A 14,765-nucleotide genomic window follows, 5' to 3' on the forward strand; every position below is an offset into this window, starting at 1 on the left:
CAATTTCATGATGAGGCTTTTACTATATTACCTATTTGTTTTACGTTAAGGCGCTAGCGCTGGGTAAACGTAGCTGGCATCAAGCCCTAGTGGGATACCAAGTGCCCAGTAACCTAATAAAAAGATACTCCAGCCAATCATAAAGGCGATTGAGTACGGTAGCATAATAGCAATTAAAGTGCCTATGCCGGTGCCTTTCACATACTTTTGACAGTACACCACCACTAATGGGAAATAGGGCATTAACGGTGTAATAATATTAGAGCTTGAGTCACCAACACGATAAGCCGCTTGAGTTAAGTCTGGCGAAATACCAAGTTGCATTAGCATAGGTACAAATATGGGGCCAAGTAATGCCCATTTAGCTGAACTTGAACCAACAAACAAGTTTACAAAGCCGGTTAAAAAGATAATTCCCACAACCGTTACTGCACTTGGCAACTGCATTGCTTTTAATAACTGCGCGCCTTCGATTGCTAGCAATGCACCTAAGTTTGATTTACTAAATGCGGCAATAAATAACGAACAGAAAAATGCCATTACAATATAATATGCCATGCCGCTCATCGCTTTACTCATGGCATCTATCATGTCTTTAGAGGTTTTAAAGGTGCCTACGGTAAAGCCGTAAACCGCGCCGGGTATCCAAAATAATAAAAAGATTAACGGTACGATAGATTGCATTAATGGCGAGCTAAAATTAGTTAACGAGCCATCGCTGCTGCGCATTGCCGAGTTACTATCTGCCGATACATAAGCAAGTAGCGCAAGGCCTGCAACCATAACTGAACTGGCAATTATAAATGCACGTTTTTCATCACTGCGGGCATCTTCAAATACGGGTAAATCTTCTTTAGCGCCATCTACCGCGGTTTTTTGTAAACGTGGTTCTATAATTTTATCGGTAATATACCAGCCTAATGCCACTATAAATAAGCTAGATGCTGAAGCAAATGCCCAGTTATTTAACGGGTTAATTGTCATTGCAGGATTAATTATTTGCGCCGCACTTTGGGTAAAACTTTGTAGCAATGGGTCGATACCCGATGGAATAAAGTTAGCCCCAAAACCACCACTCACACCAGCAAATGCAGCAGCAATACCCGCAAGCGGATGGCGCCCTGCAGCATAAAATATAACCCCAGCTAGTGGAATAACTAATACATAACCTGCATCAGTTGCGGTATGGCTTACAATGGCCACTAAAATAATTGAAGGCGTTAATAACTTTTTAGGCGTCACTTTAAGCATTAACTTAAGGCCGGTATTAATAAAGCCCGAATGCTCTGCAACCCCCACACCTAACATAGCCACTAACACTACGCCTAAGGGTGCAAAGCCGGTAAAGGTTTTTACCATAGAGGATAAAAAGGTGGCGAGCGAATCACTTGCTAGCATATTATTGATAATAATGGCTTCGCCGGTACGTGGATCTATTGCATCAAAGCTTACGCCTGAAAACCACCACGACAAAAACCAAATTAGTAACATGGCAAACAAAAATATAATGGCCGGATCAGGAAGCTTATTACCTACCCGTTCAACAAAATTTAAAAATCGTGCAATTAAACCAGTTGGCACTGCACTTTGGTTATTATTCATTCTTTAAAGCTCTCTAAATCATATTTTCAATAACCATATCCTATCTTTACACAACAGTAAATTAACCTGAGGCTAACTCCCTCATATCAATACTTTTAAACAAAAAAAACGCGATAAGCCAGTAGCGTATCGCGTTTAAATTAGTTTTAGCCTAGGTTTACTCAGGCCAATGCTTTTACTTCTTCCCACAAACGAGCAACAAGGGTTTTGTCATCTTCATTAAGTTCACCATTATGATAAGCCTTCACTAAGCTTTGCTCTACGGTTTCGTTAAGTTCATCTGTGCTAATAGTTAGCTTTTCTACTTGCGCATACCCTACTGCTAAGTCAAAGTGACCTCGCAAATAGCCTCCTGCAAATAATTCATCATCGGTGGCTTTAATCACTAAATCATCAAAATAGTGTTGGGCTGCATCAATATAGTTTACTAAACTCATTTATTCTGTCTCCTGGTTTTGCAATGGGTATTAATACCCTACTGCATACATAATGTGGTCGTTAAATCCGCATGTAACTTTAATATAACCGGTTAGTTCATCATCTAAACTGCTATCGCCGGTGTCACAAATAAGTGGGCGGCCATTTAAAGCCTGCAATTTTGTTTTTGTAGCTATTACTATAATGTTATTAGTGCCAATAGCGCGAATAAGCGCGGGGCTAAGCTGTTGATTACCACGACCAAAAATATGTCCTTGGCCGCCAATTAAGGTGATCACTAATTTAGTTTTTTGACCTTGCGTATGCTCAAGTAATTGCGCTGCGGTTAGGTCTTGCGCTATAAGGGTTTGATCTTTAACTAAATCGACACCTAAAAGTGTATTTTCTAGTCCCATTTCTTCCATCACTGCGGCAACGGTTGAGCCACTGCCCATAATGTAAAAAGTGTCCTCATCCATTTCACTCACCACATAGGCGGCAATATCTACAAGCACTAACTCGTCGGTTTCTTTACCACCATTTTTAACCGCTTGCATGTAACGCACTTCGCTTGGTACTTGCATTTCGCCATAACGTTTTGCTTTAACTGTGCCTTGTCTAAATGCCTCTTCGTCAATGTCCATTACATCGGCGTCACCTAAGGTAACTAAATCGCCTTTTACCAGCATTTCGACTACACGCCCTGCTGCTTTTGGCGTGATTGCATATACCCCTGAGTGTATTTTGCAGCCAGCAGGAATACCCAGTACGGGTATTGTGTCCTCAACAGCATGACAAATATTACGCGCTGTGCCGTCGCCTCCAGCAAATAAAACTAAATCTACACCTAGCTCTTTAAGTGCTTTTACAGCCTGCTCTGTGTCGTTGGCTGTGGTTATAGCATTGCTGTTATATATTACTTGCACCTTAAAGCCGAGTGCTTTAGCACAGTGCTCGCCCATATCGCCATTTACTGTATAAATAGTTAATTGGTTTTTATAAGGCAGTAATACTTCAAGTGCGGCTTTTGTACGACTATTAGCTTTAGGCTGAGCGCCAAGTGCTAGCGCTTTGGCTGCAGTTGCTGCGCCATCGCTACCTTTTAACGCTACAGTGCCGCCTAAACCCGCTAGCGGGTTTATAATTAAACCTAACTTAAACTGCATCCTTGAGCTCCTTGGGATGTTGCCAATTAAATTGCTGTGCACTCATTGGCCATGGCGTATTATAAAAATGGCTTAGTGCTTTTAGCAATGCCTCGGTACGGGAGTTAAAACCGTTATTAATAAGTGTTAAAACTTGTTGGTGTACTCGCTGCTGAAAATCAAAACGACACGTTTGCTCGCCATTTAAATTATCTACCGACACATTAAATTCAAAACCTGCGGCGGTACTCAATAGCCACTCAATGGCTTGCGGTTTTATTTCTACATTTTCAAATTCGGCTTGTTTTTGCTTATCGCGGCCGTCGGGGCAATACCAATAGCCGTAATCTTCAAGTAAACGGCGCTTATCTCCCGCCACCAGCCAATGTGCTATTTCGTGCAGGGCACTGGCGTAAAAGCCATGAGCAAACACAATTTGGTGATACGGCGTTTTATCACAGCTAGGAATATAAATAGGTTCGTGCTCGCCTTTAACCAGCCGCGTATTATAGCTTTGGTCAAAAGTGGCTGCAAAAATAGAAATTAAATCAGCAATTTTATGCATAAAAGTTTAATTACTTACTCTGAATATAGGGCTTACTGCTCATTATATTAAAAATGTGCGCGCTAAAAACGAGGTGAATTGTACGGGCTTTCGCAGCGAATGTAAAAAATTGGATAGCGGGTTAACACTTCCATGTAACGGCGTTTTATAAAGCCCGTGGGGCTTGCTAATAATAGCTATATAAGGTGCTGTCAAATAGCTGGTATTTATACTGTTTGGCGTATTTACTGCTTGAGCAATAACCCTTACCATCACTATAACGACAGAGCTGCTTAATGAAATACTAAAATTATGTTTAAACTAATGAGTATAAAAAAGGTTAAATTTTTATTTATTGCCCTGCTTGGGCTTATGGGTGTATCACTGCCTGCTGTTGCAAAAAACATCAGTATTAATGTGTTTGCTATTCCTTCGCAACCAATCATTACTTTAATGGCGCAAACCAGTGATGTATTAAAACAAGCGGGTATGGTTAGCTTTTACGATAAAGGCATGCCGGTACACGCTACTTTATATTTAACTGACTTTGCGCCCGGTACAGAGGAGGCAATTAAACTTGCGGTAAAAAACATCGTAGCGCAACAGCAACCATTTCCCATAACCGCTGAAGGCTTTAGCGTAACTAAAAGTAATTGGGCTTTTATTAATTTACAGCCGTCGCGTCAATTACAAAGACTATCTGACGAGATAACACTTGCCATTGAACCGCTGCGCGAGCGAAATGCTGCAGTGCCTACTTGGGTTAAAAACTACCCCAACAAGTTAACTGCATTTAAGCGCTACGGCAGCCCTAATGTTTTTCAAAACTTTCAGCCACATTTAACATTATTAGCTAACGAGAAAAGCCCTCAACTGGCTGTTATAAATAAACAAATACAGGCTAACCCACCTAAAGCACAGGGGCAAATAATAGGTGTAGGTATAGGGATTTCAGATCAGTTTGGTCAACAAAAGCAGGTTATTGCAGAATACTTTTTTAACAAGGGTAAAAGCTAAATTGCTTTATTACTTTTGCTGCGCTAAGTATTTTTTTAGCAGCTGGGTGTTTCGGGTGTTTGCTTTAAAGTAAGCATCAAAAATATCGCCTACTATGGGTAGTAAACCGCCCACAAAGTCGATAAGCATATTAACTAATATACGTAGTTTTATAGTCCAGCTAACACCTAAGCGCTGCGCTTCAATTAATACATAAGCAGATAAAATAAAACCGGCCATATCACCGGCAACGGGCAATAAACCAATAATCGCATCGGCACCAACTTTAAAGTTAGTAAAAGGAATTTTTAAACTGCTGTCGGTAATGAAGCTAAAACGCTCCAGCCTTTTCAATGCAGCTTGTTGCTGAGCCTTTACGTTATTTGTCATTGTCACATTTAGCTCCCTCAAACCTGTTTAATTAACTTTAGTAAAAAAGTTGAACTTGCACTGATAAACAAATACAAAAAACGCGGATCGCCCGCGTTTTTATTATCTACTTAATGTAACTCTAATTATACCGAACCGGGTATCGGCCCATGCTCGTGGTGTACATGTGGGTTTTGTCCACGTTGACGTAGCAAATGATCCATTAAAGTAATGGCCATCATCGCCTCAGCAATTGGCACAGCACGAATACCTACACACGGATCGTGACGACCTTTGGTGATCATCTCAACCGCTTCGTTTTCAGTATTTATACTGTTACCCGGTATGGTAATGCTTGAGGTAGGTTTTAGCGCAATAGAAGCAATAATATCTTGCCCAGTAGAAATACCCGCTAATACGCCGCCCGCATGGTTAGAGGTAAACCCTTGTGGTGTTAGTTCATCGCGGTGCTCTGAGCCTTTTTGCTCAATTACATCAAAGCCGTCGCCAATTTCAACACCTTTAACCGCGTTAATGCTCATTAACGAATGCGCAAGTTCGGCGTCAAGGCGGTCAAATACTGGCTCACCAAGGCCTACAGGTACATTACTTGCCACTACTTTTACTTTTGCGCCTACTGAGTCACCTTGCTTTTTAAGGCCGCGCATATATTCATCAAGCGCTTCTAACTTGCTCACATCAGGAAAAAAGAATAAGTTGTTTTCAACTTCGTTCCAATCAAAAACGTCTGCTTTAATTGGCCCTAACTGACTTAAGCAGGCTTTTATTTCGATACCATGAAATTGTTTTAAATATTTTTTAGCAATAGAGCCCGCAGCAACACGAATTGCCGTTTCGCGCGCTGATGAGCGACCACCACCGCGATAATCGCGCAGGCCGTATTTATGCCAATAGGTGTAATCGCCATGACCTGGGCGAAACACATCTTTAATTTTGCCGTAATCTTTTGAGCGTTGATCGGTGTTTTCAATAAGTAAACCTATGCTAGTACCTGTGGTTTTACCTTCAAATACGCCTGAAAGAATTTTTATCTGATCGTCTTCACGACGCTGCGTGGTATAACGACTTTGCCCCGGTTTACGACGGTCTAAATCTATTTGTAGGTCGGCCTCGGTGATTTCAAGACCTGCTGGTGTACCATCAACAACGCCGCCTAATGCAACACCGTGGCTCTCACCAAAAGTAGACACTTTAAATAACTGTCCAATGCTATTACCTGCCATTACTTTTCCTCATTCCTAATGACTACCAATAGCCGAGCTTTACACTCGGCTATTTACTTATATCAATTTATATTCAAATACATATTCTATAAATGATATTGATTTTTATTGTGCAAAATACTCATCAAGTTGCTGTTTGCTAATAACAAACACACCTAAACCACCTTGTTCAAACTCAACCCACTCAAATGGCGCACCCGGATACAATGCATCCATATGTACCATAGAGTTACCTACCTCTACAAACAACAAGCCGTTTGCAGTAAGGTGCTTACTTGCTTCGCTTAATATAGTGCGGGTTACGTCTAGGCCGTCGTGGCCTGAAGCCAAACCAAGTTCTGGTTCATGATGAAACTCACGCGGTAAGTCGGCCATGTCCTCAGCATCAACGTACGGCGGGTTAGCTATGATCAGGTCGTATGTTTGCCCTGGTACACCACTAAACACATCTGACTGAATTGGCAATACTCGTTCACTTAACTGGTAGTCTGTAATATTTATGTCGGCTACTTCTAAGGCTTCATAAGAAATATCAACCGCATCTACCTGCGCATTTTCAAACGCTTGTGCAAGTGCAATCGCGATACAACCAGAACCCGTACATAAATCTAAAATACGCTTAACCGACTCAGGCTCTTCAAGCCAAGGGGTAAAGCGGTTATTAATTAACTCTGCAAATGGCGAACGTGGAATAAGCACGCGCTCGTCTACATAAAATGGCATATTCGCAAACCAAGCAATGTTGGTTAAATACGGCACTGGGGTAAAATCGTTAATACGCTCAGCAATTAAGCCCGCTAAGCTGTTTTTTTCTGTACTCGTTAAACGCGCATGCATTAATTCTTTCGGCGCATCTATTGGTAAGCTTAATGCGGGTAATAATAAATTTACCGCTTCGTCCCACGCATTATCAGTACCGTGACCAAAAAAAATACCACTGCTGGCAAATTGGCTTGTAGTCCAACGTAACCAGTCGTGTAAGGTTGAAAGTTCTGCTACAGCTTCTTCTAGCGTTGCTTCTTCTATTTGTAATTCACTCATGTGTATTGCCTGCCTGCTACTTTCAAAATTATTAATTCAATCGAGGCCACAATCGCCTCCCGATTGCCCTATTGTAACGCCTTTTATCTCGATTTTTACCCTTTTTTTGTTTAGACTGCCGCTATGAAAAAAGATCCTTATTCAAACAGCCCAATTAGCAATGATGACATTGACATGTTTCGTCAAAGTATCACTGGTGCGCGCGTTTTTAAACAAGACACTCACCGCTTTACTAATAAGCCTAAAGTGTCACAAGCAAAGCAGTTTGCCCAGCAAAAAAAGCAACAACAGTCAGAATTCTTCTTTTCGGATGAATATATACCTGATATTGATACCAATGGTACGGTTAATTATGTACAAGATGGCCAAGACCGCTTTTTAGCTAAGCAACTACGCCGTGGTGACTTTGTTCCAGATTTAACCCTAGATTTGCATGGCTTAAATAAAGAGTCTGCAAAAGATGAGCTAGCTGGTTTGATCCACGAATGCAAAAAGAAACATTACTATTGTGCATGCATAATTCATGGCATTGGTGGGCATATACTCAGGCACAAAGTACCGCAGTATTTAGTACAACACCCTGACGTAATTGCAATGCACCAAGCACCGCTTGAATATGGTGGTAAAGGCGCTGTACTTATTTTAATTAATTTACCGCAAAGTGATGAGTTTAGGCGTTAAATAACCACAGCTCTGGTTAAATACTATTTAAGGCGATATTAGTGTCTATTTTTTCAATTATATTTCCGCTGGTATTTATTGTTACTGCTGGTTTTATTAGCACTAAGTCACAATTTTTAGAACAACAACATATAACTGGTATTAGTAAATTTACCTTTTATATTAGTATCCCCGCTTTTTTATTTTTAAATATGGCGCAAGCTAACTTACACAATAGTGTGAGCTTAAATGGCTTTTTAAGTTTTTATATTGCGGTTGTGGGTGTTTTTATAATTGGCGCTTTAATAGACCGATTTTTAATTACTAAGCACAGTGATTATCAACGCCATAGCGTATTTGCTCTTGGTAGTAGCTATTCAAATACCGTACTGGTTGGCTTACCAATAATTATTGCAGCAATTGGCCGTGAAATGATTGGTATAGTATTTATGATTATCACTTTTCATAGTGCATTGTTATTTACTCTCACCTTTTTAGTGAGTGCCAAAAGCGAAAAAAGTGCGTTTTCGTGGCAACAATTTGCCAAAAACATGCTGTTAAACCCTGTGGTACTTAGCATTAGCCTAGGGTTATTGGCTAATGTTTTAGGCCTTACATTGCCACTGGATATTATTAATGGCTTAGATTTACTCTCACAACCCGCTATTGGCTGCGCACTATTTGTGTTGGGAGCTAATTTAGCATTTTATAAAATAAGCCAAAACTGGCAACCCGCGCTAATCGCCACATTATTAAAGCTAGTATTGCTACCCTGCTTAGTATTATTGTTAGGCCGATTTGTGTTTATGCTAGAGGCGCAACTACTCAACGTACTTATATTATTAAGTGCATCGCCTTTAGGTGTTAATGCCTACCTTATTGCTAATCAAATAAAACAGCACCAAGCAACGCTTGCCAGCACTGTGGTTATGTCGACCGTTTTAAGTGGTATAAGCTTTACGCTTTGGCTGGCATTTTTATTATAGAGCCTTGATTAGCTAATCAGCTAACACGTTGCATTACACGTTACCCGGAGCATGAATGCTAAGGTATTCGCTGCGCTGGGTTTGCTCATTATAATTAATTACGGCAACTGCACCGGTATTAAAAATAGGCATATGGCCCACACATAACTGATCAACCAAATAACTTACTATGGGCATGTGCGCCACTACTAGCCAAGTATTACACGCAGGATGCGCCGCTATTAACGTCTCGATGTAATCGGCTGCAATTTGCGGTTTACCTTCAGGTATAATGTCTTTGCAGGTTTCGCTAAATTTAAACGTGTTATTTTTAGCAACCCCTTTTGCTGTTTGTTGAGCTCTAATGTAAGGACTAACTAACAGCGCATCGGGTGCATAGTTTTTTGCCAGCCACAGCCCCATTTTTTCAGCTTCAATATGACCCTTTTGGGTTAACTGTCTCGCTGCATCATCGGCCTGCATTGGCGTTGCTTCGCCGTGGCGCATTATTAAGATTGTTTTCATAATAAATCAACCAATTAAAGAATATAAAACAGTAGCCAATTTGCCCGTTCTTCCGCTATATTAACAAGGTAACACTATTTATTTCTTAAATAGTTCTGTCATGATATTCAGGTAAATCTTATCGCTGTATTTCTCTGTCCTGAAGTTATCATCTGTTGTTAACAAGTAAACATTTAGTTTCAGGAGCATCATTTGAATATCAGTCGCAATGATAACAGAGCCTACCGCGCCCTAACACTGGACAATGGTCTAAAAGTACTCTTAGTGCAAGATAAAGATGCAACAAAAGCCGCTGCGTCTATGGCTGTTAATGCTGGACATTTTGACGACCCTGTTGATAGACAAGGCTTAGCACACTTTTTAGAGCACATGCTATTTTTAGGCACAGATCAATTTCCTGACTCAGGTAGCTTTAATAATTTTGTATCACAAGCGGGCGGCAATACCAATGCCTGGACCGGAACTGAGCACACTTGCTACTTTTTTGACATTAATAATCAAGAATTTGAACATGCGCTAAAGCAATTTAGCCGGTTTTTTATTGCGCCATTATTAAATGCTGCAGAAACAGAAAAAGAACGTAACGCGATAGAAGCAGAATTTAAATTAAAAATTAAAGACGACGGCCGTCGTATATACCAAGTACATAAAGAAACGGTTAATCCGGCTCACCCTTTTGCTAAATTTTCGGTGGGTAATTTACAAACATTAGCTGACAGAGAGCGCTGCATTAGCGACGAGCTAAGAGACTTTTTTAAGCAGTTTTATCAAGCTCAATACATGACTTTGGTCATATGCGCTAATGAGGAGCTCGACACTCTTCAAGCATGGACAAAACAATACTTTACTGCGGTTTGTGGTAACGCCAAGCAACCAAAACCCGCAATTAGTGCGCCGCTATACCGAGCGCAAGACCTAGGAAAACTGCTGCACATTGAGCCTCATAAGCATATGCAAAAGCTTATAGTGAGCTTTGCAATGCCTAATATTGATGACTTTTATCGTCACAAAACAGTGAGCTTTATTGCACACTTACTCGGTTATGAAGGTGCGGGCTCGTTATACTCTATTTTAAAACAGCAAGGCTGGATAAATGCACTTTCTGCCGGGGGTGGCATTAATGGCAGTAATTTTAAAGACTTTAATATTAGTATGGCACTAACGGATGAAGGTATTGAATACTTTGAAGATATTATTGAAATGATCTTTGAGTATATTTGCCTCATTAATAACAATATTGAACAGCTACCGCGCTTATACCAAGATAAAAAGAAGCTATTGCAAATTGCCTTCGATAACCAAGAACAATCGCGCTTAATAGACTGGGTAAGTAACTTAAGCATTAATATGCAACATTACGATCAGCCTAACTACTTACAAGGCGACTATTTAATGGAAGGCTTTAAACACGCCACCCATGAAATGGCCATGCAATGGTTAAAGCCACACAATATGCGCTTGGTACTTATTCACCCCGGGGTTGAGCCTCAACATAAAGCAGCTTGGTATAATACACCTTACAAGGTTGAAAAAATTTCGACTAGTTGGCTCGATGCACTAAGTAACATTAATAAACCACTCAATGAAATGCGCTTACCTGTTGTTAATCCTTATTTAACCAAAGACGTTGAGCTGTTTGATATAATTGAGCCACAAACAAAACCTGAGCTAATAGTCACAGAGCCTGGTTTTGATTTTTGGTTTAAACAAGACAACACCTTTCGCGTTGCCAAAGGTCATTTTTACTTGGCAATGGACTCAGACTTTGCAATAAAAGATGTAAAGCACATGGCACTTACCCGCCTCTTTTCTGATTTATTTATGGATAGCGTTAGCGAGCAATTTTACCCTGCCGAACTTGCAGGACTTAGTTATCACTTAACGTCTCATCAAGGTGGGTTAACACTACATACAGCGGGGCTCTCATCAAGCCAGTTAGAGCTGGTTGATGAACTCATTGATGCTTTATTTAACGTAGAAATTTGCTCTAAACGTTTTGCCGAGTATAAAAAGCAATTAGTAAGGCATTGGCGTAACAGTAATCAAAATAAGCCCGTAGGTGAGCTGTTTAGCATGTTAGGCGCAAAAATAATGCCGTGGAATCCACAGCCAGACGAGTTGGCTGACGCATTAAAAAACACGTGTTTTCAGCAATTTAATGAATTTAGACAAGACTTTTTTAAAGCCCTGCATGTAGAGTCATTTTTACATGGTAACTGGCAACAAGCTGATGCAATTAGTTTTCAGAAAAAAGTAGCCGCGCACTTAAAAAGCGCCGCTGTAATAGCCGATTTAACACGGCCATTATTTGAAATTAACAAAGTAACGCGCTTTGAGTTAACGCTTCCTTGTAATGATCACGCTATGCTTATTTACTATCAAGCACAAACCGACTGTGTAAGTGAAAAAGTAAAAATGATGGCGCTAAATCATCTAATCAATCAAGATTATTTTAACGAACTACGCACCACGCAACAATTAGGCTATTTAGTTGGTGCCGGTTACGCGCCTTTTAACACCCGCGCGGGCATTGTTTTTTATGTGCAATCACCCAAGTTTGAAGCCAAAACAATACTGCAGCGCCATAATAACTTTATTCATAACTATTTAACCAATATCGATAATTTAACCCCACAAGATTGGTTACAACAAAAGCACGGCCTAACCACACATATAGCCGAAGCAGATAAAAACCTGCGACTGCGCTCGCAACGATTATGGTTAGCTATTGGTAATCGCGATCACGAGTTTCATATGCAACAACGCTTGCTTGATGCATTAAATGCATTAACCCTTGCAGATATAAAAGCATACGCGCTAAGCCTTTTTAATGAAAATAGACCTAGATATGAGTTTTTAAGCTCTGCAAAGCCTAATAAAGCGCATAATCAGGCCCTTTGCTCGCATTCTCTTTGACAGTGAGTAACGCTTGATTTAGATTGTCGTTTGAAAATTAAATGTTATAAAAACAATAAAAATAATGATCACAATAATAATAAAAATAAGCTTACTATTAGCCCTATTAGTTGCCTCGCATAGCCTATATGCCCTAGAGGCAACTTTTAACTTAAATTTAAATACCGTTGCAGTTACGGCAAGCGCAATAATTGTGCTTGTTTTATGCTACATGCTAACGGCTATATATAAACTTAAGCGCTCGCGCTATCAACTTATGCTTTCTGAACAACGCTTAAAAAGCACTGTAGAAGGCAGTGGCGATACCCTTTGGGATTGGAATATAAAAACCGGTAAAGTACTTCGTATTAACGATAAGTACTTAATGGATTCAATATTATCAACAGAGTTTCCGCCACATAAAAGCCTTATTCACCCAAGCGACATTACCCAAGTAGAATATTTACTTAAAAAACACTTTGCTCAGCAAACTCCTTTTTTTGAAGCGACTTATCGGATTAAAGATCATTTTGGCGGCTGGCTCTGGGTACTCGATCGCGGCAAAATAATAGAAAAAGACACCAACCTTAGTCCCTTACGCATGACAGGCACAGTGCGCGACATTTCACAATTAAAGCTAACCGAAGAGCGCTTAAACCTTTTTGCAAAATGCGTTGAATCGCTAACCGACGCCCTGGCTATTTACGATAAAAACTTTAAGTTAGTCGATATTAACCCCAGCTTTTTAACCTTATTTGGTGGCGTGCGCGAGCAGTACCTTAAAAAAGATTTTAATTTGCCCGGCTACGATAAAAGTTACATTAACACCATTAAAAAAACCGTATACCAGCGAGATAGCCTGCAACAAGAAGTTAAATTACGCAATAGTGCACATGTTTTATTACCCATAGAAATTTCGATTGATGAAATTAGAAATGATCAAAACCAAATAACTAACTATGTCGTTGTATACTCTGATTTAACCGAGCGTAAAAAAGCCGAATCGCAACTGCATAACCTCTCCAATAGAGACCGCACCACCAACCTGCCTAACCGTAATTTGTTTTTTACCGACTTACAAAAATTAGGGCAACTAAACTCGCACCATGCTTTGTTAGTTTTCGACTTAGATAACTTTAAAAAAATAAATGACTCTTTAGGGCACCAACTAGGTGACAGCTTATTAGCTAAACTCGCTATGCGGCTAAATAAGCTCACTCGCGAAAATGACGTGTTTTATCGTTTAGGCGGCGATGAGTTTGCACTGGTAATGTCTGATACTAACGACATATATACGATTACCCGCACCGCTAAACAGTTTTTAGCGGCTATTGCTACGCCTTTTAAAATGGCCGGACATGAGCTTGCCATTACCTCAAGCGTTGGCATTGTGTTGTTCCCTGAAGATGGCAATACCCCAGAACTACTATTAAAAAATGCCGACACAGCTATGTACCACGCTAAAAAGAAAGGTAATAGTTATTTGTTTTTTAATGACACCATGAACCGTGAAGCCGTAAAGCGCCTGCAAATAGAAAACCTAATGCGCTTTGGTTTAAAAGAAAATCATTTTGCCGTGTATTACCAACCAAAAATGAATATTCATACCGGTAAACTTGTGGGAATGGAGGCATTAGTACGCTTTATCACGCCTAAAAAAGGCATTATTAGCCCGGGTGTTTTTATCCCAATAGCAGAAGAAACAGGGCAAATAATAGAAATTGGTGAAGTGGTTTTAAATAAAGCCTGTCGCGATGTAAAAGAGTGGCTTGATGCGGGCTTATTTAATGGCAGAGTTGCTGTGAATTTATCGGCAAAGCAATTTAGTTTACCCGACCTAACAACACGTATTGATGTGATTTTACAAAAAAATGCATTGCCCTCTTACTTTTTAGAGCTAGAAATTACCGAAGGCACGGTAATGGACGATCCTAAAGATGCTATCGCAATAATGTGCTCACTCAGCGCCCGAGGTATTCATTTAGCAATGGACGACTTTGGTACCGGCTACTCTTCGCTGGCCTATTTAAAGCAGTTTCCGCTTAATACGCTTAAAGTTGATAAAGCCTTTATCGATGACATGAAAAACGAGCGCGGCCGCAATATGGTCGACTCAATTGTTACTATTGCCCATAACCTTGACCTACATGTGGTTGCAGAGGGCGTAGAGCAAGCGTCGCAAATAGAAATACTCAAACAATTAAACTGTGAAACAGTACAAGGCTACTATTACTCTAAGCCGCTATCAAAAGATGAGTTTACCGAATTTTTAAAACTCCAGCACAGCAAGTCTGTACCTAGTTTAATTAGCCAGATTAAAAAAGTAGCTGTCACTAATTAAAGTTAAAAAACAGAAATAAAA

13 protein-coding genes are annotated in these 14,765 nt (G+C 40.1%); 5 read left to right on the plus strand and 8 right to left on the minus strand.

Annotation, left to right across the window (positions count from 1 at the left end):
- Positions 1–45: 45 nt before the first annotated feature.
- The 4 genes from I6F41_RS13350 to I6F41_RS13365 all read right to left on the minus strand — a co-directional run bounded on the left by I6F41_RS13350 (position 46) and on the right by I6F41_RS13365 (position 3,729).
- Positions 46–1,602 (minus strand): AbgT family transporter, encoded by a 1,557-nt coding sequence (locus I6F41_RS13350; protein ID WP_011327678.1) that lies wholly within the window; start codon positions 1,600–1,602, stop codon positions 46–48.
- 161 nt (positions 1,603–1,763) lie between these two features.
- The gene (locus I6F41_RS13355) at positions 1,764–2,039 is read right to left on the minus strand and encodes a YfcL family protein (RefSeq protein ID WP_011327677.1); all 276 of its coding nucleotides are present in this window, start codon (positions 2,037–2,039) and stop codon (positions 1,764–1,766) included.
- 30 nt (positions 2,040–2,069) lie between these two features.
- Complete coding sequence (locus tag I6F41_RS13360) at positions 2,070–3,185, minus strand: ATP-NAD kinase family protein (protein WP_182684501.1); 1,116 nt, start codon at positions 3,183–3,185, stop codon at positions 2,070–2,072.
- A complete protein-coding gene (locus I6F41_RS13365) occupies positions 3,175–3,729 on the minus strand; it encodes an elongation factor P hydroxylase (protein ID WP_089367956.1) in 555 nt (184 codons plus the stop codon). Before I6F41_RS13365 ends, I6F41_RS13360 begins: the two co-directional genes overlap by 11 nt.
- Positions 3,730–4,032: 303 nt before the next feature.
- Between I6F41_RS13365 and I6F41_RS13370 the strand changes: the two genes are divergently transcribed.
- Positions 4,033–4,725 carry a 2'-5' RNA ligase family protein gene (locus I6F41_RS13370; RefSeq protein WP_231613560.1) on the plus strand — a complete coding sequence of 231 codons (693 nt, stop codon included), beginning with the start codon at positions 4,033–4,035 and terminating at the stop codon, positions 4,723–4,725.
- A gap of 9 nt (positions 4,726–4,734) precedes the next feature.
- Here I6F41_RS13370 and I6F41_RS13375 read toward each other — a convergent pair whose 3' ends face one another.
- The 3 genes from I6F41_RS13375 to prmB all read right to left on the minus strand — a co-directional run bounded on the left by I6F41_RS13375 (position 4,735) and on the right by prmB (position 7,358).
- On the minus strand, positions 4,735–5,094 hold the full coding sequence (locus tag I6F41_RS13375) for a DUF4112 domain-containing protein (RefSeq protein ID WP_041454373.1): 360 nt from the start codon (positions 5,092–5,094) through the stop codon (positions 4,735–4,737).
- A gap of 125 nt (positions 5,095–5,219) precedes the next feature.
- The gene (gene aroC, locus I6F41_RS13380) at positions 5,220–6,317 is read right to left on the minus strand and encodes a chorismate synthase (protein WP_086998304.1); all 1,098 of its coding nucleotides are present in this window, start codon (positions 6,315–6,317) and stop codon (positions 5,220–5,222) included.
- Positions 6,318–6,422: 105 nt separating this feature from the next.
- Entirely contained in the window at positions 6,423–7,358 is a 936-nt protein-coding gene (gene prmB, locus I6F41_RS13385; protein ID WP_011327671.1) for a 50S ribosomal protein L3 N(5)-glutamine methyltransferase, read from the minus strand.
- Positions 7,359–7,481: 123 nt separating this feature from the next.
- Here prmB and smrB point away from each other — a divergent pair, with 123 nt between their 5' ends.
- Positions 7,482–8,039, plus strand: coding sequence for an endonuclease SmrB (gene smrB, locus I6F41_RS13390; RefSeq protein WP_041454372.1), 558 nt, complete (start codon positions 7,482–7,484; stop codon positions 8,037–8,039).
- Positions 8,040–8,080: 41 nt separating this feature from the next.
- On the plus strand, positions 8,081–9,004 hold the full coding sequence (locus tag I6F41_RS13395) for an AEC family transporter (RefSeq protein ID WP_086998297.1): 924 nt from the start codon (positions 8,081–8,083) through the stop codon (positions 9,002–9,004).
- A 33-nt stretch (positions 9,005–9,037) separates the two neighbouring features.
- On the opposite strand, the gene sixA is transcribed toward I6F41_RS13395, so the two are convergent.
- Positions 9,038–9,508 (minus strand): phosphohistidine phosphatase SixA, encoded by a 471-nt coding sequence (gene sixA / locus I6F41_RS13400; protein ID WP_086998294.1) that lies wholly within the window; start codon positions 9,506–9,508, stop codon positions 9,038–9,040.
- A 192-nt stretch (positions 9,509–9,700) separates the two neighbouring features.
- On the opposite strand from sixA, the gene I6F41_RS13405 reads away from it, so the two are divergent.
- The gene (locus tag I6F41_RS13405) at positions 9,701–12,424 is read left to right on the plus strand and encodes an insulinase family protein (RefSeq protein ID WP_197108642.1); all 2,724 of its coding nucleotides are present in this window, start codon (positions 9,701–9,703) and stop codon (positions 12,422–12,424) included.
- 64 nt (positions 12,425–12,488) lie between these two features.
- Positions 12,489–14,744 carry a sensor domain-containing protein gene (locus I6F41_RS13410; protein ID WP_182684498.1) on the plus strand — a complete coding sequence of 752 codons (2,256 nt, stop codon included), beginning with the start codon at positions 12,489–12,491 and terminating at the stop codon, positions 14,742–14,744.
- Positions 14,745–14,765: the final 21 nt, after the last annotated feature.

Source organism: Pseudoalteromonas sp. SCQQ13, from assembly GCF_015864415.1.
GTDB classification, from domain to species: domain Bacteria; phylum Pseudomonadota; class Gammaproteobacteria; order Enterobacterales; family Alteromonadaceae; genus Pseudoalteromonas; species Pseudoalteromonas nigrifaciens.

What these genes read in the sequence shown, in the direction of transcription:
- I6F41_RS13365 (WP_089367956.1), bottom strand. Translation starts at nt 3,729, where the DNA reads ATGCATAAAATTGCTGATTTAATTTCTATTTTTGCAGCCACTTTTGAC.
- smrB (WP_041454372.1), top strand. Translation starts at nt 7,482, where the DNA reads ATGAAAAAAGATCCTTATTCAAACAGCCCAATTAGCAATGATGACATT.
- I6F41_RS13370 (WP_231613560.1), top strand. Translation starts at nt 4,033, where the DNA reads ATGAGTATAAAAAAGGTTAAATTTTTATTTATTGCCCTGCTTGGGCTT.
- I6F41_RS13355 (WP_011327677.1), bottom strand. Translation starts at nt 2,039, where the DNA reads ATGAGTTTAGTAAACTATATTGATGCAGCCCAACACTATTTTGATGAT.
- I6F41_RS13410 (WP_182684498.1), top strand. Translation starts at nt 12,489, where the DNA reads ATGATCACAATAATAATAAAAATAAGCTTACTATTAGCCCTATTAGTT.
- I6F41_RS13350 (WP_011327678.1), bottom strand. Translation starts at nt 1,602, where the DNA reads ATGAATAATAACCAAAGTGCAGTGCCAACTGGTTTAATTGCACGATTT.
- prmB (WP_011327671.1), bottom strand. Translation starts at nt 7,358, where the DNA reads ATGAGTGAATTACAAATAGAAGAAGCAACGCTAGAAGAAGCTGTAGCA.
- I6F41_RS13375 (WP_041454373.1), bottom strand. Translation starts at nt 5,094, where the DNA reads ATGACAAATAACGTAAAGGCTCAGCAACAAGCTGCATTGAAAAGGCTG.
- aroC (WP_086998304.1), bottom strand. Translation starts at nt 6,317, where the DNA reads ATGGCAGGTAATAGCATTGGACAGTTATTTAAAGTGTCTACTTTTGGT.
- sixA (WP_086998294.1), bottom strand. Translation starts at nt 9,508, where the DNA reads ATGAAAACAATCTTAATAATGCGCCACGGCGAAGCAACGCCAATGCAG.
- I6F41_RS13360 (WP_182684501.1), bottom strand. Translation starts at nt 3,185, where the DNA reads ATGCAGTTTAAGTTAGGTTTAATTATAAACCCGCTAGCGGGTTTAGGC.